General features: G+C 40.8%; 24 protein-coding genes. 12 read left to right on the top strand and 12 right to left on the bottom strand.

Annotated elements, in window-relative coordinates; all coding sequences use genetic code 11:
* Nucleotides 1–895 precede the first annotated feature (895 nt).
* From MHI41_RS05350 to MHI41_RS05315, 8 genes are all read left to right on the top strand, one after another.
* On the top strand, nucleotides 896–1,990 hold the full coding sequence (locus MHI41_RS05350) for a CotH kinase family protein (protein ID WP_272511377.1): 1,095 nt from the start codon (nucleotides 896–898) through the stop codon (nucleotides 1,988–1,990).
* Between the two features lie 122 nt (nucleotides 1,991–2,112).
* On the top strand, nucleotides 2,113–2,274 hold the full coding sequence (locus MHI41_RS05345) for an aspartyl-phosphate phosphatase Spo0E family protein (RefSeq protein WP_008348605.1): 162 nt from the start codon (nucleotides 2,113–2,115) through the stop codon (nucleotides 2,272–2,274).
* A gap of 127 nt (nucleotides 2,275–2,401) precedes the next feature.
* Nucleotides 2,402–2,623, top strand: coding sequence for a spore germination protein (locus MHI41_RS05340; RefSeq protein WP_003211745.1), 222 nt, complete (start codon nucleotides 2,402–2,404; stop codon nucleotides 2,621–2,623).
* Between the two features lie 14 nt (nucleotides 2,624–2,637).
* The gene (locus tag MHI41_RS05335; RefSeq protein ID WP_017366980.1) at nucleotides 2,638–2,871 is read left to right on the top strand and encodes a spore germination protein GerPB; all 234 of its coding nucleotides are present in this window, start codon (nucleotides 2,638–2,640) and stop codon (nucleotides 2,869–2,871) included.
* Nucleotides 2,872–2,902: 31 nt separating this feature from the next.
* Complete coding sequence (locus MHI41_RS05330; RefSeq protein WP_017366979.1) at nucleotides 2,903–3,517, top strand: spore germination protein GerPC; 615 nt, start codon at nucleotides 2,903–2,905, stop codon at nucleotides 3,515–3,517.
* Nucleotides 3,514–3,690: a germination protein GerPD gene (locus tag MHI41_RS05325; protein ID WP_003210893.1), complete on the top strand. Its 177-nt coding sequence runs from the start codon at nucleotides 3,514–3,516 to the stop codon at nucleotides 3,688–3,690. The genes MHI41_RS05330 and MHI41_RS05325 overlap by 4 nt, the downstream gene beginning before the upstream one ends.
* On the top strand, nucleotides 3,690–4,124 hold the full coding sequence (locus MHI41_RS05320; protein ID WP_202734577.1) for a spore germination protein GerPE: 435 nt from the start codon (nucleotides 3,690–3,692) through the stop codon (nucleotides 4,122–4,124). The genes MHI41_RS05325 and MHI41_RS05320 overlap by 1 nt, the downstream gene beginning before the upstream one ends.
* A 22-nt stretch (nucleotides 4,125–4,146) precedes the next feature.
* The gene (locus MHI41_RS05315; protein WP_003211468.1) at nucleotides 4,147–4,365 is read left to right on the top strand and encodes a spore germination protein; all 219 of its coding nucleotides are present in this window, start codon (nucleotides 4,147–4,149) and stop codon (nucleotides 4,363–4,365) included.
* Between the two features lie 47 nt (nucleotides 4,366–4,412).
* Here MHI41_RS05315 and MHI41_RS05310 read toward each other — a convergent pair whose 3' ends face one another.
* The 5 genes from MHI41_RS05310 to addB are packed head-to-tail and all read right to left on the bottom strand — an operon-like array spanning nucleotide 4,413 to nucleotide 16,514.
* The gene (locus tag MHI41_RS05310; RefSeq protein ID WP_035700204.1) at nucleotides 4,413–4,712 is read right to left on the bottom strand and encodes a hypothetical protein; all 300 of its coding nucleotides are present in this window, start codon (nucleotides 4,710–4,712) and stop codon (nucleotides 4,413–4,415) included.
* A gap of 17 nt (nucleotides 4,713–4,729) precedes the next feature.
* Nucleotides 4,730–8,125, bottom strand: a complete 3,396-nt coding sequence (gene sbcC / locus MHI41_RS05305; protein WP_282833504.1) for an exonuclease subunit SbcC — start codon at nucleotides 8,123–8,125, stop codon at nucleotides 4,730–4,732.
* A complete protein-coding gene (gene sbcD / locus MHI41_RS05300) occupies nucleotides 8,122–9,297 on the bottom strand; it encodes an exonuclease subunit SbcD (protein WP_008348619.1) in 1,176 nt (391 codons plus the stop codon). Before sbcD ends, sbcC begins: the two co-directional genes overlap by 4 nt.
* 25 nt (nucleotides 9,298–9,322) lie before the next feature.
* Nucleotides 9,323–13,027 carry a helicase-exonuclease AddAB subunit AddA gene (gene addA, locus MHI41_RS05295; protein ID WP_282833503.1) on the bottom strand — a complete coding sequence of 1,235 codons (3,705 nt, stop codon included), beginning with the start codon at nucleotides 13,025–13,027 and terminating at the stop codon, nucleotides 9,323–9,325.
* The gene (addB, locus tag MHI41_RS05290) at nucleotides 13,005–16,514 is read right to left on the bottom strand and encodes a helicase-exonuclease AddAB subunit AddB (protein WP_282833502.1); all 3,510 of its coding nucleotides are present in this window, start codon (nucleotides 16,512–16,514) and stop codon (nucleotides 13,005–13,007) included. The genes addA and addB overlap by 23 nt, the downstream gene beginning before the upstream one ends.
* Nucleotides 16,515–16,680: 166 nt before the next feature.
* On the opposite strand from addB, the gene MHI41_RS05285 reads away from it, so the two are divergent.
* A complete protein-coding gene (locus MHI41_RS05285) occupies nucleotides 16,681–17,127 on the top strand; it encodes a ferritin-like domain-containing protein (RefSeq protein ID WP_007499129.1) in 447 nt (148 codons plus the stop codon).
* 191 nt (nucleotides 17,128–17,318) lie between these two features.
* On the opposite strand, the gene MHI41_RS05280 is transcribed toward MHI41_RS05285, so the two are convergent.
* From MHI41_RS05280 to MHI41_RS05270, 3 genes are read right to left on the bottom strand one after another with little or no spacing between them, the layout of a single operon-like run.
* Nucleotides 17,319–17,729 (bottom strand): DoxX family protein, encoded by a 411-nt coding sequence (locus MHI41_RS05280; protein WP_073415055.1) that lies wholly within the window; start codon nucleotides 17,727–17,729, stop codon nucleotides 17,319–17,321.
* A 57-nt stretch (nucleotides 17,730–17,786) separates the two neighbouring features.
* Nucleotides 17,787–18,626, bottom strand: coding sequence for a M56 family metallopeptidase (locus tag MHI41_RS05275; RefSeq protein WP_342494614.1), 840 nt, complete (start codon nucleotides 18,624–18,626; stop codon nucleotides 17,787–17,789).
* Nucleotides 18,619–19,041 (bottom strand): BlaI/MecI/CopY family transcriptional regulator, encoded by a 423-nt coding sequence (locus MHI41_RS05270; RefSeq protein ID WP_007499135.1) that lies wholly within the window; start codon nucleotides 19,039–19,041, stop codon nucleotides 18,619–18,621. The genes MHI41_RS05275 and MHI41_RS05270 overlap by 8 nt, the downstream gene beginning before the upstream one ends.
* Nucleotides 19,042–19,317: 276 nt before the next feature.
* Between MHI41_RS05270 and MHI41_RS05265 the strand changes: the two genes are divergently transcribed.
* Nucleotides 19,318–20,460, top strand: coding sequence for an AbrB family transcriptional regulator (locus MHI41_RS05265; protein ID WP_019743342.1), 1,143 nt, complete (start codon nucleotides 19,318–19,320; stop codon nucleotides 20,458–20,460).
* 35 nt (nucleotides 20,461–20,495) lie between these two features.
* On the opposite strand, the gene lepB is transcribed toward MHI41_RS05265, so the two are convergent.
* Both lepB and MHI41_RS05255 read right to left on the bottom strand, forming a co-directional pair.
* Complete coding sequence (gene lepB / locus MHI41_RS05260) at nucleotides 20,496–21,008, bottom strand: signal peptidase I (protein WP_007499139.1); 513 nt, start codon at nucleotides 21,006–21,008, stop codon at nucleotides 20,496–20,498.
* Nucleotides 21,008–21,625 (bottom strand): TVP38/TMEM64 family protein, encoded by a 618-nt coding sequence (locus MHI41_RS05255; protein WP_017360223.1) that lies wholly within the window; start codon nucleotides 21,623–21,625, stop codon nucleotides 21,008–21,010. Before MHI41_RS05255 ends, lepB begins: the two co-directional genes overlap by 1 nt.
* Before the next feature lie 160 nt (nucleotides 21,626–21,785).
* On the opposite strand from MHI41_RS05255, the gene MHI41_RS05250 reads away from it, so the two are divergent.
* Nucleotides 21,786–22,148, top strand: coding sequence for a hypothetical protein (locus MHI41_RS05250; RefSeq protein ID WP_008348633.1), 363 nt, complete (start codon nucleotides 21,786–21,788; stop codon nucleotides 22,146–22,148).
* A gap of 85 nt (nucleotides 22,149–22,233) precedes the next feature.
* Nucleotides 22,234–22,668: a hypothetical protein gene (locus MHI41_RS05245; RefSeq protein WP_039167431.1), complete on the top strand. Its 435-nt coding sequence runs from the start codon at nucleotides 22,234–22,236 to the stop codon at nucleotides 22,666–22,668.
* A gap of 34 nt (nucleotides 22,669–22,702) precedes the next feature.
* On the opposite strand, the gene MHI41_RS05240 is transcribed toward MHI41_RS05245, so the two are convergent.
* Nucleotides 22,703–23,659 carry an LCP family protein gene (locus MHI41_RS05240; RefSeq protein ID WP_008348636.1) on the bottom strand — a complete coding sequence of 319 codons (957 nt, stop codon included), beginning with the start codon at nucleotides 23,657–23,659 and terminating at the stop codon, nucleotides 22,703–22,705.
* 139 nt (nucleotides 23,660–23,798) lie between these two features.
* Nucleotides 23,799–24,743, bottom strand: a complete 945-nt coding sequence (locus MHI41_RS05235; RefSeq protein WP_125589106.1) for a siderophore ABC transporter substrate-binding protein — start codon at nucleotides 24,741–24,743, stop codon at nucleotides 23,799–23,801.
* Nucleotides 24,744–24,760 lie beyond the last annotated feature (17 nt).

The following is a 24,760-nucleotide window of genomic DNA, read 5'->3' as shown; positions in this document are numbered from 1 at the left end:
AAAAAACCCTTTTTTATCATACTCTCTTTTAAAAAGGGTTTCAAAAATGAAGATCTGACATTTAGCGGTAGCGTCGATACTCCCACATATTCCCTTGATCCCATTTACGATCAACATTTCCTTGATGGCGGGAATGATGTTTTTTCTTTCCGCATCTTCGGCAAGAGTGACTCCGTTTGTGGTGATGAGAACGTTTAGATCGATGGCTGCGGTGTGATTTACGGCAGCTTTTCTTATGATGAGATCTGTATTTGCTGCGGCATGATTTTTTTGGTTTACTCTTTTTACTGCGGTATGATTTTTTGCTTTTATACGACTTTTTGCTACGGCATGACTTTTTGCTTTTATACGACTTTTTGCTACGGCATGACTTTTTGCTTTTATACGACTTTTTGCTGCGGTACGACTTTTTACTTTTGCATGGTTTCTCGCTCTTTACACTTTTCTTTGAGCAGCGACTTTTTTTAGAGCGATAGCTTTTCTTAGAACGATAGCTTTTATGGCTTTTTTTGCTACGATGTGACTTACGGCATCCTCCCCCACCAAAGAACCAGTGACGGCGATTTGAATGACGAGAACGAGATGATTTGTGTGAATGTCCCGATTCAGGTTCACGATCTAAGTGATGATCACGCCCCTCACTTCGAAGTGAATCAACTGCATGCTCAATATGAGAATGATCAAATGTGCTCACGAACAATTCCCCTCCCAATCTGTGCTGACAAAACAAACAGACAAAGCTGTTTATCTTCTCTGCTTTATGTTACGAGACTCGATAGACAAGTGTTCTTGGCGAATGCCTCTTTCTTATAAAACTCCATGAATACCTATCAGCAGGTACAGGACATTCCTTCATTTTCATATAGTGGAGGAGATATAGGAGGGTGATGAACGCATGGACACAGAACCTTTAAAACAACTGGATATCTGGATTCATCCAAAAGATCTCATGGAATTAAAAAAGGACGTATGGAACGATGAACCCGTTGAGGCCATTCTGAAAACCGGCCAAACGAAGTCACATATTTATGCCTCATACCGAGGATCACACATTCGAAAGCTCAAGAAAAAATCCTATCAAATTGAATATCGAAAACCAAAGCAAAGACAGGGCGAATCCCTTTTTCACTTAAATGCAGAGTACAATGATCCTTCTTTCATTCGCAACAGGCTGTCTTTTTATTTCTTTGAACAAATGGGTGTCTTCAGCCCGTCCGCTTCTCATGTGTTTCTGACCATTAATGGAAGAAAAGAAGGCATTTATTTAAAAATAGAATCTGTAGATGAGCTGTTCCTCCAAAAACGACAGCTGCATGGAGGCGGCATTTATTATGCTGTAGATGATGACGCCAACTTCTCTCTTTTAAGTTCATTTGATAAAAAGCCAAAAAAACATCTTCTTCTCGGTTATGAGAAAAAAACGGGAACTCCTGAACACGACAAGCAGCTGAGTGAATTTATTTACTTTTTGAACACCGCAAGGGACGACACGTTTGCAAATAAGATTGAGCAGTACCTTGATGTAACACAATATTTTCGCTGGCTCATTGGTGTCGTGTGTACCCAAAATTTTGATGGCTTTGTTCATAACTATGCGCTTTATGTGAATGATCAAGGAAGGTTTCAAGTACTGCCTTGGGATTATGATGCGACTTGGGGTCGTGATATTCACGGAGAAGAAATGGCGTTTGATTATATTCCAGTCAGCGGTTTCAATACATTAACCGCTAGATTACTAGACATCCCTGCATTTAAAAGAGACTATTATGCCCTTTTCCAGCACGTACTAGATACACATTTTTTAGAAAACCGGCTTCTCCCCATCATTGAGACATGGCATGCTTCGATTGATCAGCGAATTGGAGATGATCCATATACGAAAAACCGACAAGACATGATGCGTACAGAGCGAGAATTAATCCGACAGTATATCAACAAAAGACGACGTTATTTACAAACTGAGATTAAAAAAGAGACATCGCGCCTGTAAAGACACTTTCGAATTTTGTCACTTTAGTTCTCATATTGACGAAAGAGCTTTTTTTATAGAAAAATAGGGTATACTAACCATATCCTTCTATTTGATAAAAAATGTGAGAGTTGGCGTCCGTTATGATCAATTATGAAATTGAACAAAAAAGATTACATTTGATTGAGACCGCAAAAAAATTCGGAATGAATGCCGAAGAAACCATCAGGTGCAGTCAAGAGCTTGACACACTCTTAAATAAAGGCATCAAAACCACCTCTAAAGAATGCTCGAATAAAGGGTAAACCATACACTTCATTCCTCTCATCAAAGTTCTTCAAAAAGACAATCACATATTAAAAGACCCATCATAAGCTATGGTGAAACGCCCAAAAACGAAGTGCCCTATTTTTCTAAAGGATGTGCACCGCTATGCCGGCTATTGTTGGAGCCTTTAAAGTAAATGCCGTCGGAACGAGCGGAGTCGTTCATGTTGGAGACTGCATCACCATTTCTCCAAATAGTCAGGTTAAAACGTTTGCCGGCGCAGGCAGTTTTAACACTGGTGATCAATTACGCATTAGCAACTATAAAAGTGTGACAAATACGTATGATAGTGATGTCATTGATCAACCGCTTGTTGGTAACTTGTAAGGAGTGAGAATCCGTTGAACTTCTATATTAATCAAGCGATACAAATTAATTACTTACGTGTGGAGTCTGTGAGTAACTCATCCGTTCTGCAAATCGGAAGTGCTGGATCAATCAAGGCACTCTCCAATCTGTATAACACTGGAAGCTACGTAGAGTCAGCACCTGCCGCAGCAGGCACACAAGGAATTCAAGAATCTCAAGGCGCAAGCACAGCACCTTTTGTACCGCTTCAGTCACCAACAACATAAGTTCATCTGCAATCCCCGGAGGTGTATGCATATGTATGACTATCAAAACAACGCTTCACAATTGTATGGCATCATTCAAAAGCAAACACAGCAAATCATGATGCTTGAAAAAAGGCTTAACGAGCTTCAGCAGGAAATGCAAATGATCAAAGATAAACCGACAACAACGATTGAACGGATTGATTATCAATTTGATCAACTGAAAATCGAGCGGCTGGAAGGCACATTAAATATCGGCCTCAATCCATCTGATCCAAATAGTGTTCAAAATTTTGAAGTGGGCCAAACAACAACCCCGGGAATTGGAATGATGCAGCAAGAAATGGCTGATCAATCTTTCAATCAAACACGCCAGCTTGTCGATGCATTCTTAAATGAAGAAGCTCCACAGCTTCTTGAAGAACTAGAGCAGCGATACGAAGGCTCGCTTGATGAAAGCAACAAACACCATATCATTGAGGACATTCGAAAACAAATAGACAGCAGAATCAAATATTATGCGGGGCAGCTGCCACAAAGGGAAGATATGACCCCGCTTCAACGTTCCGAGCAAATTGCTGAATATGTGAAACATGATGTCAAACGGGCAATCGAGCACTTTTTAGCCCATATTCCAAATGAAACGAAAGGAGAGGAAAACGGATGAATTTCACAGTCGTCAACCGCAACATCGAAACCGGAAGCATTAAAGTAGTTGGGGTATCGTCCTCTTCCCTATTTATTATCGGGGACACGGACCATGTACAGCTGTCATCGATTTTCGATACACCGCCAGAATCATTAATTATTGGCCCGTTTGTTCCTCTAGCCCCTCGATAATGATTAAGCGCACATCTCAAGTGAAGTTCTCGAAGGTGAATTCTGTCGGGATTGCGAGTGTTGTTCAAATTGGTGATACACAGGAGCTATGTCCGAACGTGAAGGTGTTAGCTGTTCAGCGAACGATTAGTTTGTTTTATGGAAATGAAGCTAAAAACCTAGATGCAAAAGAATTTGAAGTGTATTATGAACCAATCCCATTGATGCTGCCAGAACGAGCGGTTAGAACGGCCTTTTATCATGAAAAGCCTCTCATTAAAGTTTCATCCATTCATGTAGAAGGGGTCTCTTCCTCGTCTATCTATCAAATTGGCTCTACGTGCGGAATAAATGCCGTTGCGCGAGTGAAGCATATTCGAGAGTTATTTAGCAACAATGACGAACATCCGCCAAACTCACAATTGGACCTACCTGCGCATATGATGGTGATATGACTTCGAATAAAGGATGTCGATTATGCCAGCAATTGTCGGACCCATTTACATTAACTCGATTTCTGGGGGCGTCGTAAACGTCGGTGACTCATTTTATCTTTCGCCTAAAAGTTCTTCAAAATCTGCTTTAGGCTCTGGAGCGGGGAATACCGGAGATTTCTTGATTTTAAATAATGGCATTAGCGCCACCAACTATGTGGATCCTGACTTAAATGATCAGAATATGGTAGGCAATGCATAAAGCGGCTCCTCTACACTCATTTCATTTAGAGGAGCGCTTTTTTATGCTCATTTCTTTCTACGTTGTCTTGATTTCTTTGTTTTGACCAGCTTGCTTGCCGGCTGCTTTCGAATCCATTTGATGTACGGAACAAGCTTTTCATCTTGTCTTAGTGCATCCAGCGTATTCAAACGTGCGGCAAGCTCCTGGTTTGTATAAAGAGCATGTACTTGTTTATGGCAAGGGATACACAGGAAGGTAGTCGGTAGAAAGGCCCCTCCCTCTTCTTTTGGGGTCAAGTGATGTTCCGTAAGGACGACCTCTTGTCTTCCGCACAGCTCACATAATCCAATCGTTTGCTTTGCCAACCTGAGATCACCTCACTTTACATTAATTCCATCGAGACTGTTGTTCCTTTCCCGCTTGGATCTGCTGGGTGGACAATCAGTTTCTTTGGCAGTCTCATCTTTAATTCTTCCACATGGCTGATCACACCAACGGCCAAATTTTGAGACTGTAGCTTCTCTAATGCTGTAATCACCGTATCTAACAAGTCTTGATCGAGTGTACCAAATCCTTCATCTAAGAAGAAGAATTGCAACGGGAACTCACCTCTCAGCTGAATTTGTGCAGACAGAGCAAGAGCAAGTGCTAAAGACGTCAGGAAAGTTTCTCCCCCAGACAAGCTGGATACCGGACGTCTGACACCTCCATTGGCATCATCCCGCATCACAAAACCGCCCTCTGAATCGACTTCAATGGCATATCTTTGTCTTGTCAAAATCCCAAGACGATGAGAAGCATCGCGGCTGACACTTTCTAGCTGTTCTTCTGCTAGGAACTCAACAAACGTATTCCCTTTAAACACAGTTTGAAGCTTATCCAGCCGGTCAATTTCTTGTTGCAATTCTTCAAGACGTTCATGAATGCTTGCAAAGCGCTGATGGTTTGTTTCAATCACTCGCAGATGCTCTTGTGCAGATCCACTCAGCGCTGTCGCTTCTTCAAGCGCTTTTTCTGCCGCTTCTTTTTTTAGTTGAATGTCTGTCCACTCGTCTTCATCCAGCGACTCACCTTTTAACAGTTCAGAAATTCGCTTTAAGTTTGCTGCACATTGCTTTCTTTTATCCTCAAATTCCTCAATTTCCTGTTTGACTGTAAGACGTACAGATCGATCCATTAAAGCAGGTTCAATCTCCTGTGGCTGATCAAAAGGAGTAGGTCCTGTTTCTTTTTGCCATGCTTCCTCAGCTTCTTGTTTTCGCCGCTTAGCCTCTTGGAGCTGACGTTCACTGCTTGAGAAATGGCTTTGCGCCTCACTAAATAATTGCTGTGCATGCTTTAATTGCTCGTACGAATGCTGTTCTTTTTCATTTAGATGAGCAAGAGATTGTTGAACTTCGTCCAGTTCATCAGAAAGAGAAGCGGCTTTTAAAGGATATCGCTGTAGATCTGTTTCATATTGATCGATCAGGTGCTGCTGGCTTCCCAGCTGATGCGCCAGCTTATCGAGTTCCTTCTCTAGATCGTATATGGCTGTTTGCAGATGCTCTTTTGCCTGCTGTTTTTCCTCTAGAAAAGAAATACTCTTCTCAATACGCTCTTGATAACCTTCCGCTTGTTGATCCTTTTCGTCAATTTGTTGCTGCATTTCCTGCACTTGGTTGATTGTCAGGTGAGGAAAGGTCTGTTCAAATTGCGTCAGTTGTTCGGAAAGCTCAGACCGAAGCTCCTTGATCAGCATGTCTAGTTCTTGTATGCGCTGCTGCTCAAATGTCAGTTGATCTTTTACTTTGCTCATTTCTGCCGCTTGATCATAAGTGACGTCCATTAAACGAGCTCGTTTGCTTTCGATTGCTTGAATATCTTGTTTTACACCTTTCCATTCTTGAATCAGCTGGTACAAAGACTGCGGATTCTGTACTGCTTCTACTGCTGCAGCTACTTCCGAATCGGGGGCTTTTTGAGATAAAAAGGAGAACTGTTTAACTAATTGATTGGCATGCGTTTCAAGCAGCTGCTTTGCAGCAAACATGTCTCTAGCATATTCCTCTGCCAGCTTGAGCTCTTTATCCATTTTTACAATCCATTCATCAATTTGGGCAACCGTTTCTTCATGGTCATTGTCTATCACAGCATTTGGATCATGATGAATCGATCCACAAACAGGACATGGTTCACCGTCTACTAGCTCTGCCGCTAATTCTTTTCTTAATTCTGCCGATCTGACAACATCACGCTGTTTTAATTTTTCTTGTTTTTTGTCCTGCTCTTTATGACTCCATTCTGTAAGACCTCGTTCAAATTCACATACATAAAAATACAATTGTTCTATCGCTTGAAACGATTGATTTATTTTTTCATGATGATCTTTTTGCTGTTTTTGAAGCTTTTCATATGATTGTGTCGCCTGTGCTGAACGCTGTCTTAGCTCCTCAATCTTTTGTTCTTCCTTTTGAATGCTCACATTCATTCTTTGAACATTTTCACTGAAACGAAGTGCGTCTTGTACAAGTTTCCGCTCTTTGACAGAGACTTGTAATTGTTCCAGCTCATGCTTCAACTGTGTTTGTTTCGCAAGCGCACGCTCTAATAAAGATTGCAGGTTTTCGGCTTCCGCTTTTTTTTGAGTCAATTGCTGCGCTTTTTCATGGTTTTGCTGCTCTAGTACGGTCTTTTCCTGAAGAGCTGTTTCTTTTTTTCGTTCAATTTCTTTTAATTGAATCAGCTGCTCTTTCTTTTGAAGAAGCTCTGGCTCATTTTCCATTTTCTTTTGCCGCGTTTGCTCATACTCCTGCGTCATTTGATCATAGATCGTTCGTTGATGAAGTAAATGTTTTTCTGCTTCCTGCTTCTCTTTTGATGCTTGAGAGAGCTGCTTTTCAGACTTTGTTAATGCATCCGCATAAGGCTTTAATGTCTCTGCCTGCTCTGCAATGCGAAGTTGATTCTTTTTCTCTTCCATCGTTGGTGCCAGTAGATTGAGTTTGTTTTGTTCCTTCTCGTACGCTTCTTGTTCCTTTTGATACTGCCAGATGGCTTGCGCTTTTGTAAAAGTAGTGAACGCTTCGTCCCGCGTTTGTTTTTTCTCAAGAAAAATAGCTTGCGCCTGCGCAGCTGCTTCTTTAGCTTTCGCTAATGCCTCTGGACCAGCTTCTCCTAATCCAGTCAGTTCAGCCAGCAGTTCGTTTTTCTGTCCATAGTGATTTTGAGCCTTTGCGCGTAAACGTTTGACGAGCTGATCACCATATTTCTCCAAATTAAACAAGCGCTGCAGCATTTGGCGTCTGTCGGCTCCTTTCAATGAAAGGAATTCCGCAAACTTTCCTTGGGGTAAAACAACCGCTCTCGTAAAATCGTCAATGGTTAAACCAAGTAATTCTTCTATTTTACGATTGACCTCACTTGCTTTATCTGCAAGAACTGTCTGCGTATCACCAATTTCAATCAATCGGCATAACGTCGTTCTAACCTTCATTTCATCTGCCCGTTTAAAGGCACGTTCCACTTTATAAGAAATATGGTGTTCCCTTTGCAAAGCGAACGTAAAGGAGACAGACAGCTTTTCTTCAGCTTGGTTCAAAATACCATGCGTATTATTGAGTGCACGTTCGACCTTGCCATAGAGTGCGAGTGTCATGGCATCTAATATGGACGATTTTCCGCTTCCAGTCGGTCCAAAAATACCAAACACACCTGCATCACATAAGGAGCTAAAGTCAATGGTTTGCTCTTCTCTGAAGCTATGAAGTCCTTTAATGGTTAGCGTGATCGGCTTCAATTCGCTTCCTCCTCTTGCATGTCATTGGCAAGCTCTAAAAATAGCTTGACGGTTTTTTCATCAGGTAGACCTCCACCTGTCTGACGCTCATAAAATTTCACGAACCGCTCTTCAATCGAGAGCTTTTCCACTTGTTTTTGTTCTTCTTTTTGCTGTAACTCTTTAAACTTTGGTCTAATATGGACAAATCCACTATGCTGTTTTCTAAGCTGATGAATTTGTTCGATCGACAGCTGATCTGTTAAGTGAATCTCTAAATCAATCCAGGCTTGAAGATCCCGCTTTTCATCCAGCCAACTGTGTACTTGGCTCAGTCCTTCAGTCGCCTTCCACTTCATAAGTGGTTTACCGCTTGATAAAAACACTTCTTTCCAGCTTGCTGTTTCATTCGGTTTTGCATCCACAATGGTGACTGATTTGGCGTAGCCTGCTTCAGAAAAGCTGTATGCAAGTGGAGATCCAGAATAGCGGGCAATCGTTTTGGCACGTTTAATGGTTTGGGGGCGATGCAAATGCCCCAGTGCGACATAACAAGCCGCCTCAGGCAGACTTTCGGCCGCAACGGTATATGCGCCTCCCACTTCAATCGGCCTTTCCGAATCCGTTTGACTGCCACCTGCCACATAAATATGACTTGTTGCGATATTAACCGTATCCGCCTGAAATTGGCTGCTTAAATGTTGAAACATTTGTTGTATTTTTAAATTGTACTGATCACGAAGCAGTTTCTCTTCAAATGTTTCAGCCAGCACTTCGTTGAGCCTTGCTTCGGACGGGTAAGCGAGTGCTGCAATAGATAGACGTTCACTTGCAGAAGGAACATCGACATGAATTAAATCATTTGTCGGATATCCAATTAAATGAATCCCCTGCTCATTCGTTAAAGGAGATGCGGCTGATAAACGGTCTGGGTTATCATGGTTGCCAGAGATCACAACCACCTGACGCTTTCCTTTATCAGATAATGCAGACAGACTTTCATAAAAAAGCTGTTCTGCGCGAGCAGGAGGGTTCACTGTATCAAAGGCATCTCCAGCCATCACAACGACATCAATGTGTTCATCCTTGACGATTTGATTTAATTCATCTAAAAATTCAGCTTGCTCCTCAAGCCGGCTTCGGCCTTCAAGGGTTTTCCCTAGATGCCAATCCGCTGTATGCAGAATCCTCATGTGATTCACCTCTCATTCATTCCACCTATAAAGAAATTTCTAGATTTCCATCAAAGAAATAAAGGATTTTCTCCTCTAATGTTCTGTTTGTTAAACGTTCTACCGCTGCTGTATACAACGATATTTGCGTTTCATAGCGTTTTTTTAACATCGCTTCAGCTTCCTCTAATCCACCTGAGAATCTGCCAGTCACTCGATCTGTTTTATAATCAAGTAAATAGAGCTTGCCATCTGCTTCAAATAAACAATCAATCATTCCTTGAATGAGCACAGGTTCACCTTCTGCATCAATATGGCTGTATACCTCTTTAACCGGTAAAACCATACTAAACGATACTTCTCGTTTCACCCAGTCCGCTTTACGCAGTTTTTGACCAATAGCAGTAGAAAAGAAGGCCACAATTCCTTCTCGATTGATTGACTGGATTTGTTCATCTGTTAGTAAGTCTTTCTCTTTTAAAGAATGGAGCAGCTCTTCTACACGAGATTCATCGTATGGTTCATTTGAAGGAAGAGGGATATGCTGCATGACTGTATGCATGGCCGTCCCTTGTTCTGCGGCTGTGAGTGTTTTTTTCTTCATAAAAGCCGGTCGTTCGTACAATGTCGCACGAGCTTTTCGAACGGAAGAAGGCACACTGTATTCATCCTGTATTTCTTTCATTCTTTTGATCTCAGAAACTGACTGCTTAGTCCCTACTTGGGAGGCCGCTAAATATGGATATCGCCATGAAAGCCTTTCTTTTACTTCCTCCTCGTAATCGCCATATCCTTGAACAGGCACCCCTTCCATTAATGCTTGTACCACTTCGTCTTGTTTTTGTTTTTCAAGTAACATGTCTTCTTTTAGAAGATCGGACGCTTGATGAAAGGTGATAGAAAATGATGATGGATGAGAGAGAACGACTTCTCTCGATTCTTCTAAAAGAGATGACATCGCTTGATGACGGATAAGAGCAGGGCCAATAAAATCTAAGTATGTTCTCGCTTGATAACGTTCAAAATCAGGGAGGAGCCAGTCGTCTCCGTTTGCGGTATTTTGCCACTTGCTTAAAGCTTTCACTTGATTTTTGACAGAGCCGACTAAAAATAATTTTTCCTTCGCCCTTGTGAGCGCCACATATAGAACCCTCAGTTCTTCAGATAATAGTTCTTTTCTCATCTTTTTTTTCATCGCGATCAGCGGTAATGTTGCATAACTAATTCTCAGCTCAGGATGAATATATTTGCTGCCAAAACCTAGTTCTTTATCGAGCAAGTAGGACTGATTTAGATCCATCATATTAAAGTTCCTGCCAAGTCCTGCAGTAAACACAACAGGGAATTCGAGTCCTTTACTGCTATGAATGGTCATCATGCGGACAACATCCTCTGTTTCACTGAACGTTTTTGCCGCTCCAAGATCATCTCCACGCTCTTGCATTCTTTCAATAAATCGAAGAAATCGAAACAGCCCTCTAAATGCAGCCTTTTCATACTGTTTCGCTCGATCATATAAAGCCCGAAGGTTTGCCTGTCTTTGCTTGCCTCCTGGCATCCCGCCGACATAATCTAGATATTGTGTATCTCGGTACACTTCCCAAATCAGTTCTGCTACCGAATGCTGAATCGAAAAATCACGCCATTTGCGTAATTGAAGGAAGAAACGCTCCAGCTTTCTGCACGTCGGATGATCAGAGTGTGTCACACTCATAAATGCCTTCACAGCATCATAATAAGTGCCTTTTTTATCACTGGTTCTAATCAGTGCCATCTCATTTTCGTCTAAATGAACAATAGGTGACCTTAAAACAGCAGCGAGCGGAATATCTTGATATGGATTATCAATCACTTTTAACAAAGAAAGAATGACAGATACTTCTGTCGCTTCGAAATAACCTGAGGAAAGATTCGCATAAACAGGGATTCCCTGCTTCTTCAACTCTTCCATCATTTGCGGAGCCCACGGCATTGATCGAAGCAAGATCACAATGTCTCGATACTGCAAGTTGCGGGTCAGCTGCTGTTTTGCATCGTACACTTGAAAAGGCTGTTCTACCAATTCTTTTATTTTCTTTGCAATCACTCTCGCCTCAAATTGAACCGTCTCTAGCTCTTCTCGTTCTTCATCGCTTTCTGTGTCGTGCTGATCTAAATGAACAAGAAGCATTTCTGTCGTCGTGTCTTCGCTTTGCGGATAACTCGCTCCAAGCTTTAATTCAGCTTGTTCATCATATTCAATTTCTCCAACCGTTTCTCCCATCAGCTGTTTGAACAGAAAGTTGGTACTGTCTAAAACATCAGCCCGGCTACGGAAGTTTTTATTTAAATCAATTCTTTTACCTGTTTCATTGCTGTCTGCTTTAAATTGTTTATATTTATTTAAAAAGAGCATCGGCTCTGCAAGTCTAAAGCGATAAATGGACTGCTTCACATCACCAACCATAAAGCGGTTGCCTTCGGCAGGATGTTTTCCTTTAGACACGAGCTTTAAAATCGTTTCTTGGACAAGGTTTGTATCCTGGTATTCATCCACGAGTACTTCTTCAAATTGCTGTTGATAGTACTTAGCCGCTTCTGTTTCAATGAGATTTCCTTCTGCGTCCTGCTTCGCTAAAATGCGCAAACAATAATGTTCTAGATCAGAAAAGTCTACGATTGATTTTTCTTGTTTTGCTCTCTCGAAACGCTCTCCATATTGAATCACAAGCTCTACAAGTGTTTCTACAACTGGCTTCATTTCAGCCAAGCTTTTTAAATGCTGATCGGGACTGCGCATAAAGTATTCATCTTTTAGCTTTTCTAATTGTTTTTTGGCTTGATTGCGTGCATCTGTTGCTTTTTCTAACAGAGCCGGGTCATAGTCATCCCCTTTGCAAGTCTTTAACCTTTTAAAATTGATGTTTGGCAAAAGCTCATAAAGTGTCCCAAAATCATCTTGATGCCTTATTAATTCATTTACTTGCTCTAAATCATCTATAAAATTCTCTGCTCTCGGTGCTGGACCGCCCGGCTCTTTTGATAAAGTGAGCGCTTGTTCCAGCAGTTCCTGACAGCTTCTTAAAACGAGAGAAAGGTCCTCTTTGATATATGGATAAAAGGGTAATTCTTCTACCTTTGTCTGTGTATCCACATCATAAAGAGAAAGGAATGCCCGCATCCATTGTTCGGGCGCTGGATGTGACCTAGAAAACTCATAAATTCTTTTGACAAGCCATTGAAGATCTAAATCATGCCGATCAGATGTGTAACGATCAACGAGTTCAAAGAATGACGGCTTTCCAGCCTTATACTCATCCTCAAACAGTTCATCTAACACTTCATCTCCTAATAATTCTCCTTCTGTTTGATCAGCCAAACGAAAACCTGGATCAAGGTCAATCTCATAATAAAAGGTACGGAGAACTTGCAAACAAAAAGAGTGCAAGGTAGAAATATTGGCACGATTCATAAGTGACAGCTGTCTCCGCATATGAAGTGATCCAGGGTTTTTAGATAGTTCTTTTTCAAGTGCTTCAGTGATCCGGTGCTTCATTTCTGCTGCTGAAGCATTGGTAAAAGTCACTACGAGCAGCCTGTCCACATCAACTGGCTGCTCCGGCCGAGTCATTTTTCGAATCAGCCGTTCAACCAAGACCGCTGTTTTCCCTGACCCTGCCGCCGCAGCAACAAGAATATCTTGTCCTTCTGAAACGATGGCGTTCCATTGGTCATCTGTCCAAGTACTGTTATTCGGTTTTGGTATTTGCATACTGATCCCCTTCTTTTTTGATCCGGTCTAACATGACATCATCCTTCTCAGATGTGAGCACCCTAAATTCATTATCTTCTATTGATTCATCAAATTGGCAAATAGACTTAAAAGAGCAAAAGCGGCAAGGGGTCTGATCCTTTAATTTATATGGGTTTATCTCTACCTCACCGCTTGTAATTCTTTCTCCTGCCTCTTCAAAGGTTCGCCGAACGTGTTTAGTGAGAATGTGAAAATGATCTTCACTTAATACCGCAGAGTCAGATCGGAAAGAACCATCCTTTTTCAAACCAGCTTGGATGACTTGTGACCTTCCTGATTCGAGTGTTTGATCCATCAACTTCACTGCTTCCACATCTTCGAGCAATAGACCCTTCATTTTAAATTTCTTCAATATTTCCTGCTCAATTGCATCCTCTGCGAGCGGAATAGGCGCTTGAATCAGCGGGTCATGAATATGGAAGTATAAAATCCCTGCCGGTGTCGCTTCCATGCCAAGCCATTCTTTAGAATACGTAATGGTCAGGTCTAAATAAGTGAGCATTTGCAAGGCTAAACCGTAGTAAACTTCTGCTAGATCAAGCCCCTTCTCACTGGACTTATAGTCGACAATTCTTAAAAGAAGTCCTTTTGATCCTTCTGCTTTATCCACTCGGTCAATCCTTCCAACAAGCTCCATCGTGCAGCCGTTTTTTAATTGAAAAGTAAACGGCGGCAGAGGTCCTTGACCTCCAAAACCTAACTCAAGTCCAACCGGAGAGAATCCGCTCACTTTTGCATGTTCGCTTAATATAGAAGACACCCTGATGAGGATTTTTTGGAGCTTTTCTTTTATATAAGCATGCCGATTAGAGCTTAATAAAATTTCTTTTTGCAGACGTGGAGCCAGCTGTTCGATTGCATGCCTTGAGTAGGTCACACAATCTTCCTTCGTTAAGTTTTTCCAATCCTTTTTTTGTTCAACAAGCGTATCTGAAATCAGTTTTAAAGCCGAGTGAAAGAGCTGGCCGATATCAGGTGCTTCTAATTTGTAAAATTGTCGATCTTTTAGTTTTAGCCCGTGGGAAGCAAAATGAGAAAATGCACATGCATTGAATTTCTCCATTCTTGAAACACTGCCCTGAATATGGTCACCGTAAAGTTCTTTTGTGACATTCGGCTTTAAACGTTTCGCTCTATTTGTAAAGAACAAGCTGGACATGATTTTTTTTGATACGTCGCGGTTGGACGAGGTCATCAAATGATTATATACACTCCACCATACGCCGCTGATCGGATATTGATTGAGCCATTGTTGCAGCTGCGAAACGGTATAGGATAACGAGACATGCTCGTTTGTTACAAATTTTAATTGCTCCTGATCATTCAACTGCTCTGGATCTAACACATAGAGGGCTTGCTGATGGTTTGGCATCAGTTCCTCACAATACTTGATGAGGGTCGAAGGCAAAAGAGATCGCCCTTCCGTATCTGAAGCTGAATAGGATACATACAGGTAGTGCGATGGACTGGACAGCGCTTGATAAATCAAAAATTGTTCATCCAGCAGCCGTTCCTTCCCTGTCTCTGCCAGCTCTGCTCCTGCACGTTTTAACCATTCCCGGTCGTCCTCAGACAATACACTTTCATCAGAGGGCCGCGCAGGTATAACCCCATCATTTACTCCAATGAGAAACGTACACTTTACTTGATACATTCTGGATAAATCCATACTTCCGATAAAGACTTGGTCAAGTGAAGGGGGAATCAAAGCGAACTTGAGAGAGGACAGTCCTGTATCCATCATCTGTTGAAATAATGGAAATGAGAGCTCCTCCTCGCCCAGCATTTCAACAAATTCATCCATTAATTGAATGACAGCATCCCATACTTGCCCATGCTGCATCGCTTCAGCTAACCTGCCTGCTTCTTCTGCCTCAAGCCTTGCCTTTTCAAGCTTTTCTGGCACTTGGGCTTCTTCTAGAAAGACATACACTGCCTCCACCATGTCTCTTAGCTTTTGCGCTTTTTTCAATCTTTTTTGCAATTGAAAGAGAGGTGGAACAATCCATTCTTTTACATCATTCAGCATTTGCTCCATTTCTATTTCTTGATCGGTTTGTCCAAAATCTTCATCTAGTGATTGGAAGCGGCGATAATGAAATCGTGAACCATTCGTCCAGCGTTCACCTTTTACACCGTAAGCAATACAATAGTTTTCAAGCTGATCTGCCTGTTCTCTTGATTTGTTTTTGGCGAGTTCAAGCGGAAATAAGAACTCCGTTTTCACACAGCGAAACACCGCCTCATACCGCCAGTTCCCTTTTATGACATCGAGGCTCGAACGAATGAACTCAATGAGCGGATGATACTGCATCGATTCATTTCCATCAATAAAGAAAGGAATATCGTAATCTCGAAACACCTCTTTTAACGTATCTTTATAGTCGTCTACATGTCTTGCAACAATTGAGATGTCTCGTAACCTAAGACCTTCCCCTCTTACTAAATCAAGAATATCTCTCGCTACTCCCTCAATTTCAGCTCGTTTATTTGCACTTTTCGATACGGTAAGGTGAGGCGTTTCTTCTTGATACGGCTGCAAAGGTCTCTGTTCATATTGATTTTCTAAATAAGCTAGATCTTGGGTATGAAGATGCCGCTTATTTCTCTCCAAAATGTTCTCAGAAATAGCCGCTCCGCACTCTTTGGCCAGCTGATAAAGCTGGGAATATGTCTTACCTGTCATGCGAAATAAATCAAGTTCATTTGGCTGCGTGTCATGATAGGAACGATCCACTGTGAATGCAGCTGTTATTTTTTCTGCATGTAGCAAAAGCTGTTCAATGACAAGAAGCTGTTGGGGGGTAAACTGATAAAAACCATCTATATAAATGTGTGCCCCTCTCAATTCTTCTGATAAAGGAATTTGCTGAGCCAGAAGTGTCAAGTAATCCTCTGAATGCACATACTCATCTTGCAGATGCTGCTCCATCTGCTGATAAAGAACATGAAGATCATGCAATTTTTCCGCCGCACGTCTTTCTTCTGTATACTCTGAATGCATGCTGGATGCCGAGATTTTTTCAATATCCTCTGGCATCATACAGTACCTTTTGAATTCAGCCATCGTCTTTTCTATTTGCTCAACAAATCCCGGTTTATCACTCGCCTTTTTGAATACCTTAAACTTGTCTTTCTGTTCTTCTATTACTTTTCTTAAGAGCATTTGAATCCCTGTGCTTGTGACAAATTGACGGTTCGCACCGCCAGTCTGCTGTAATATAGACCAGGCAAGCCGAGTAAAACTAAAGACTTTGGCCCTGATCATTCCACCAGCTTCAGATGTTTTTGCAAGCTCATATTCCATTAAAAATGTCATTTGATCCGGGACTAAAAAAATGATTGGCGGACCCAGCGGATCAAGCCGAAGTTGTTCTTTGATTTCTTCTAGAATTGCAGTCGTTTTTCCACTCCCCGATCTGCCTGCTAAAAACTGAATCTCCACGTTCCACAACACCTTTCTTATGTACTCATATTCTAGCGAAAATAAAGGTAAATAGCTATTTTCCTATCACCTTCCCTTTCTCCTCCGATTGAAAAGAAAATAGGCACCTTTCCCGACTCTTTTCATATCATAAACCATCATGATCTAAAAGGAGGCTGGCAATATCATGTATTACGGTTATTATGACTACTCGCCATATGACATGCGCCAAAACACAAGGATCATTGCAGACCTTGAAAAGGCCATCAATGGCGAATATTCTGCGATCCAATGCTATGAAAAACTTGCACAAAAAGCAAAAAATCCTGAAGCGAAAAAAATCATTCAAGAAATACGTCAGGATGAAGTCAGACATTATCAGCTATTTACAAAGCTATACTATTCTTTGACTGGTAAAAACCACAAACCAAGCATAACAGAGCCTTGTCCAGACCAATTTAGGGAAGGTCTCTTATTTGCCTTTAAAGACGAACAAAAAACAGTCGATTTTTACTTAACGGTATCAGACTATGTCCGTGATCAAGGAACAAAGGAATTAATGAAGCGTATTGCTCAAGATGAACAGCAGCATGCTGTCTGGTTTCTATATCTTTTAACGCACCATGTTTCTTAGATAACCCTATTTTAATAGGAGATCGTATGTTCCGTCAAAAAATGAAATTGCTTTTTTGCTCATTCAATATGTGAAATAAAGGGCTGTCATCATCAAAACGCCTCTTCGCTTTTCCTTTTTTAATGATAAAACGACCTTTTGACCATAAAAAAACTCCTCTGCTACAAATCGCAGAAGGAGTTTTTTGTTATTTAATGAAATTTTGCTTCATTGCTTTGCTGCTGTTGTTTTAACAATCCATCAATCGATAGCATCTTGCTGCCACTAAGTGTCAAGTAAAGCGCCATGACCATTAAAGAAAGTTCAAATTCATAACCGCCCACAAATCCTCTTGAAAAACCAACTGTGATAATGGCTACAGCCATAATTGGCACAAATAAAGCTGCGAAAAGACGTGTGCCTAAACCTAGAATCAGGGCAATTCCACCAACCAGTTCAATTGTTTTGACAATATAGGCCATAAATTCAGGAACACCAATTTGACCAAAAAATGCAGCAGTGCCTCCTAGTCCACCTTGATATGCTTGAAGCCCATGTAAAAAGAAAATAATACCTAAGATGACGCGTACAAAAAGTGTTCCTATTTCTTGATTTGTTTTCATATAGTGATTTCCTCCTATTTTTACACTACATCATGTAATGTTCATTCGTAAAAAAAATTAGTAATTTAAGTTGAGCATAATCATTAAGGCCACCATGAGGATGGTTGATGTCACAATTGGGATAAGTGGTACATTGAAAGGTATGTTGTATGTTGGGTTTAAGATTTTTTGGATTCTTAAATTTAATGCTCGGTCTCCAAAGGACACGGCAAATTTCGTTTGTTTTTGAAACTGGGTTCTATTTTTAATGAGTTTCAAAAGGGCTTGCCCTACTCCAAGCTCAGTCCCTGTCTGCTGAATGGCATAGTCATCTGCAATGACCTCACGAAAAACGGAGTAACTTTGTCTCATATGCTTTAACACAGGAATGTACCAAATCACTTTTGTGAGCATAGAGAAAGTGAAAGTCTTTAAAGGGTCGTAGCTGTATTTGTGATGTAATTCGTGATAGACAACCGCATCGATTTCTCCTTCATCCAGCATGTCTATAAGCGCTGTTGAGAGATACACTTTTGGCCGAAGCATCCCCATTGCGAAAGCAAGCGGTTCATGGCAATGAAACACAATGATCTCATTTCTATACTTGTCTGATAGACTTTGCGTTGAATGTTGATCGACTGCCATCATCATATTTCTTTTGAAATGAAGATACTTTCTGATCTGCTTTGTCATATAGAAAACGGCAAAACCAAGCGTATACAAGACGAACGCATCCAGAAAATACTTTAAAGGAGTGAATCCATAAAATTCGAGAACAGATTGACATACATGGATCAGGTTATATGCTTGATTCCAGCCAAAAAAGCTTGAGAGTACATAATAGCCCATCTGGTAAAAGATCACTAAGCCAATCAATATACCGCCTAAAAACAGCAGACTCGACTTCATTTTAATCATGTCGTTTCTCCTCTTTTTTGGATGCAAGCCTTGCTTCGAGTACCTTCAGTAATTCAGGATCAGCACTTTCAATTGCGTCCACCATATGATTGACTGCAAGGGGGCCGAAATCATCCATCAGTCCTTGAGTAATCCATTTCGTTTGCTCATTTAGAAATTCTTCTTTTGTTAAAACAGGGTTATAGATAGATGAACGCCCTTTTGTTTTCTTTTCCACAATTCCTTTTTCGGTTAATCGATTGAGTACCGTCATGACCGTGTTGAAATTAATTGGCTTCTCATCTGACAGCTTCTGCTGTACCTCTTTAATCGGCATATCCTCACCTTGATAAAGGATCTCCATAATCCTTCCTTCTAAAGGACCGAAAAAGCGGTTCAATCCCTTTTCGTTATATTTAAAAGAAGGAATTTTCATGTCATCACCTCACACTATGTAGTGTAGTGTAATTGAAAATGATAGTCAACTGATAACAAAAATAGGGGAAAATCGTTGTATATTGTATTTGTTTTTGGCAAAAATTATATGTCATTTATATCAAAAACAATCTTTTTTCTAACAGAGTTAACCATAAGATAATCTTATGAAAATACTAAAAAAATTCGTATTTTATTTATAGAGACTTTTGTATTATAGTGAAGATAACAACATTTCACTTACTGAACAAATATACAGGAAGAAGGTTTATATGTGATGAAGCAAGGAAACAGCCTTCGAACCGATCTCATTTTGATTGCGGTAAGCGGTTTAGGTGGATTCCTTTTGTCTCTAACAGGGATGTCTATCGGCTGGATGATTGGCACATTAATGACAGCTGCATTTATTGCCCTGCGCCGTCCCGCCCTGTTTCAGCGTAAAGGAAAGAATACCTTACGTATTCACAGTAGATGGCTACTCCTTGGTCAATTCATTCTCGGAATCGAACTAGGACAAAAAATGAACATGAAAGTCCTTCACATTTTCGCTGAAAATTGGCTTCCCGTGAGTTTCATGCTCGTCTTTTCTATTTTATTAGCCATGCTCTCCGGGTTTGTCTTATGGAAGCTGAGTAAAACAGATATGCTGACCAGCTTTGTCGGCACTGCCCCCGGCGGTCTTTCCGCTATGCCGGGCATCGCCCAAGAGGTTGGAGCAAATACAGCTGTAGTGAGTCTCGTACAAACGATACGTGTGTTAATGGTCGTACTGACCATTCCATTTACGGTATTTTATTTAAATACAAAAAGCCAATCAGATGCGGTAGTCGCCCAAGGCAGCGCCTTCTCATCAGGCGTTTTCACAATATCAAACATTTCTTGGACTGCTGCACTCATTTTAGGGGCATGGCTGATGTCACGCCTAGCTGTGCGTCTTCACTTTCCTGCCCCTTGGCTCATCGGCAGTATGTTAGGTGTGGCAGCTCTCCAAGTAGGGGCAGGCGCCTTGACAGGTCATGATTTGATTCCTTACTGGCCAGCCCAAGCGAACATTGCGTCACAGGTATTTCTAGGGGCAACCATCGGGTCAAAAATGAATAAACAAATGTTTGTCGGGCTAAAAAATACCTTGATTGTGGCCGTCGTCAGCTCAGCCGGATTGATTGCCGCGACCGTTCTCAGTTCAATTGCCATTGCAGAAATAACAGGTATTTCTGTCATTACGGCCATTCTTGCTTTTTCGCCTGGCGGTATTGCAGAAATGGCAACAACAGCTGTTACACTTCATGAGGATTCCACCTTTGTTGTGGCTGTACAAGTCGTTAGAATTATTTTGGTCATCGCCATGCTGCCACCGTTTTTTCGTTTCTTACATCATGTCTGGGCAAAAAGACAGACTGATTATAAAACCGCTAAATAAAAAGAGCCGCTTTGCATAAGCAGAGCGGCTCTTTTTTATTCATCATGATTCCTTTTTACACCGACTACTTGATCCTTTGAGATCGTTCCAAAATGCCGGCTGTCAAAGCTATGTATTCGATTATCTCCGATCACGAAGTAATGATTGTTTTGTATGTTCTGACGACCGGTGATGGCTTTCAGCTGAAAATCACCTGTTAGGACGTTGCCCATTTTATGTTTTTTCTGCTCTTTTAAATACGGCTCTTTCCATTTCACACCATCAACAAACAGTTGATCATCTTCATATTTGATTGTTTCTCCTGGAAGTCCAATGACCCGTTTGATCAAGATTTGATTTTTAGGGCCATGAAATAACACATAGTCAAACCGGCTAATTTTCGTGAGTTTTGGCGAGAACTTGTTAATTAATAATTCTGTTCCATCTGTAAATGTCGGGTCCATACTAACCCCTTCTACTTTGTACGTGACAAACATGAAATTCTTTACTTGGAACAACAAGACGATGCATGTAATAATCATGAACCATAGCAATGGCTTCTTTTTCATTAAGAGCCTCCTTTGTCCTCACGCTGACTCATCCGAATATTCAACCTATTTTCTACTCTCTTTCCAACATACCATAATAAAGCAATGACTAGAACCGCAAAAACACTTCTTAACGGATTCTTTACTAAAGCAGAAATGTCATAGCCGATAAAACTAATAATAAAGAGCATGACACACTTCCCTGATAAAGCAGCTAATGAGAACTGCCAGACGCTGATTCTTGATAGACCTGCTACGACATTAACGGCAGCAGAAGGTGTAAAAGGAAAGCAGAGTAAAATAAACAACGGACCAAATCCCCGCTTTTCAACCCAAAGCATTAGCTTTTGAATAGAAGGGTGTCTGCTAATAAAGTTCAACATCCTCATCTGTCCAAATTTTCTGATCAGTAAAAAGACAAGGATAGAACCTGCACTTGCACCAATCCAGGTCAATAAAAAGCCTTCCCATAGCCCAAAAGCATTTGCATTGGCCACCGCAAATGCCACGAGAGGTAAAAACGGTAGAAATGCTTCTATTAAAGGGAGTAATATAGCCACAATGGGTCCAAAAGCCTTGTAGCTTTCAAAAAATGATGTGATATTTTCATGAGTAAATATAGCAAGAAATGATGGCAACTTGTTTGACTCCTTCAAGGTTTGTCTATCTTTCATTTTACATGGAAAACATAAAAATATACAAATGAATCCCTCTCAGCCCCCCCCTTGAGATTTTTCAACTCATCCGATATAATAAACAAGAACAAGTGTTCTATATATAAAGAAAGCAGGCATGGACATGACGAGATTATCAAGCGTACAACTTCAGATGATGGAACAAGCCATCTTTCTTCCAATGGTCATCTCCATCCTCAATCGTGATTTGACGCACCTTAAAAAACATCAAACATTCAAACTAAATGAACCATATATTCAGCTAGTCACCTCTTCATTAAAAGAAGCACAAAAAGCCCTTTATCAACTGAAACAACAGTTACGTAAAGAAAAAATGAACGTACAGCAAATTGAACACGATGAAGGATTTACGACATATTTATTTCTGATAAATGGCTATGAAGAAAAGCATAAATATTTTAATCCCCGTATACGTCATCGTGTAGAGGAAATGCTCACCCATTATTTTCTCCATTCAGGAAAATAATATGGTTATATTTTACATTTACAGAAGGAACTCTTTAGTTTTTGGCGAATTGATTGTTATACCAAAAATTAGGAGGTTCCAACTCATGTTCAAAAAAATAACAGCACTTACCTTAGCAGCAGGATTACTTGTGCCAAGTACCGTTTCGGCATTAGAACCACTGCAAACAGGAAAACAAGCCCCAGCAGCATCTGCACAAATAACAAGTGTAGCTTATACAACGGTTTCTATCGTTGGAAAACGAGTGAAGTTTGAAGTGAAAGCACTCGAAAATCCTTTTAACATGAATTACTATAATCGAATTGCTTGGACGAGTACGGACGAAGAGCCAAGTGTATTCAATGACAATATTCTATCGGTCATTGTCGCTAAAAAAACCGGACAGGCTTATCAAGTCTTTTCATACGAAGCGCTCACTTCGGTAAAGGACAAGATTGAATCAGGTCAAAAGGTGTATGGCTGGGCGCTTGCTTTAAATGGTGTGTGGTACCCAACGATGCCTGCAACCCTCTACTATTAAAAAAAGCCTGCCATAGCGGCAGGCTCTTTCTCCATTATGACAATTCGAGCTGTTTTCTCAGCTCTTGTCTCACTTCTTCTAATCCTGGTCCATCTAACTCAAAGTAATACACATTCCCAGGCTGGTAATCGTGCCCTTTTAACTGGATGGTATCCACTGATTTTAATGAACTCAGTAAAGGGAATAGACCGATCAACTGTTTCATGGATAAATTGGTGGAGACGTTATCCCCAAGTGTATCAATGATGTTGTCATAAGACGGTATGGAAGAAATGGATTTTGATTTTTCAAAGATGGCTTGAAGTGCTTCCATTTGGCGCTTTCCGCGCATGAGATCACTATCTGCCTTTCTCGTTCTCACAAACGCTAATGCTTCTTCACCACTGAGCGTATGCGTGCCTGTTTCCACATGAACTTTTCCTTTTGAATCCTTTTCCATTTGTTTTGCAATGCCTTCATCTTCAATCGTTACGTCAATTCCATTTAGCTCATCGACAATGTCTTGAAACGCCTTAAAGTTTCCTGCAATCACATAGTCTACCGGGATGTTTAACAAATTCTCTACCGTTTTGACTGATAAATCTGCACTCCCAAACGCATGGGCGTGAGCAATTTTATCATATCCTCTCCCCGGTATATCAACATAAGAATCACGAGGAATACTTAGGAGCTTGATCGTTTTGTCTGTTCGATTCACCGTCGCCAGTAAGACCGCATCACTTCTTGCTTCGTCTACCGTTTCACCTGGACGGCTGTCAATCCCTAAGAGCAGCACCGAAAAGCTATCCTTTCCTGGATCAAAAGCTTTCACACGCTTTTGCGAGGTCTCTCCTCTTTCTAAAGATACTTGCGCTTTATTCGACGCTTTTGAAATTTTATAGTATGCATATCCTGTGACAGATACAGCCATAACCATGACAAATGCCATGATAAACAGCACGACTTTCACCCAAGGTCTTAGCCTTCTTTTTGATCTTGTTTTCTCCTTCATCCTTTCCGAACCCTCACTCTATCTTAGTCTCACAATGTAGGTTCCACTATAACATATTTTGATGAAAGTTTCCTGCACGCAACATATTTTTATGTATCCACAATAAAAAAGCTGCTCGATAGGAGCAGCTTTTCATCGATTACTTTTGTTCAATTCCTTTTTTCACTTCATCAATCATCGCATTCAATGATTCAAGGCCGCCGCCTGCTAAATACCACATGTCAGAGTTTAAATACACCACATGATTGTTTTTAACCGCTTTGACTGATTTCACATAATCATTTTCAACAAGCTGTTTCGCAGACGTTTCTTCTCCAATCGCCGCGCCGCGATCCACGACAAATAAGTAATCTGGATTCGTTTTGACCATATACTCATACGAAATGCTTTGTCCGTGTTTATCAGATGGCTCTAGCTTTTGATCTGCTGGTGTAATCCCAAATACATCATGAATCAGACCATATCTTGACTTAGGACCAAATGCCGTCATTTTGCTGTCGTTCGCCATAATGACGAGTCCATTTTTCTTTAACTCTTTGGCTTGTTTCTTTAATGAAGCCACTTTTTGGTCAATGGCAGAAAGTTCTTTTTTGACTTTGTCTTCCTTATCAAAAATCTTTCCTAATGTTTCAGCATTCTTTTTAAATGATTCCATATAGTTTGCGTTATCTACATCCATATAAATCGTCGGAGCAATTTTAGAAAATTCATCAAATGCATCTGCTTGACGGTGCTGAATAATGATCAAGTCAGGCTTCATCTCTGCAATTTTCTCAAAGTTTGGCTCTTTTAACCCGCCGACATTCTCATATTTGTCACTTTCATATTTAGATAAATAGTGAGGAATCACTTGTTTTGGTAAGGCTGTCACGTTGACACCAAGCTTATCAAGTGTATCGAGACTTCCCATATCAAAAACGACGACTTTTTTCGGGTTTTTCTTGATCTTCACACCGTCTTTATTCAACATATCCTTTACTGTTACGGTTTCCTCATTCGTTCCCGCTGTTTTTCCTTGGTTACCACAGGCAGCAAGGACAGCAATCGCTGTTAATACTGTTATCATCCAAATCCATTTTTTCATGATTGATCACCTCTTCA

This window comes from Bacillus sp. FSL M7-0307 (assembly GCF_038627835.1).
Taxonomy (GTDB): domain Bacteria; phylum Bacillota; class Bacilli; order Bacillales; family Bacillaceae; genus Bacillus; species Bacillus altitudinis.
Note: the sequence above shows the minus strand (reverse complement) of the source record. Positions and strands in the feature narration are given on the sequence as shown.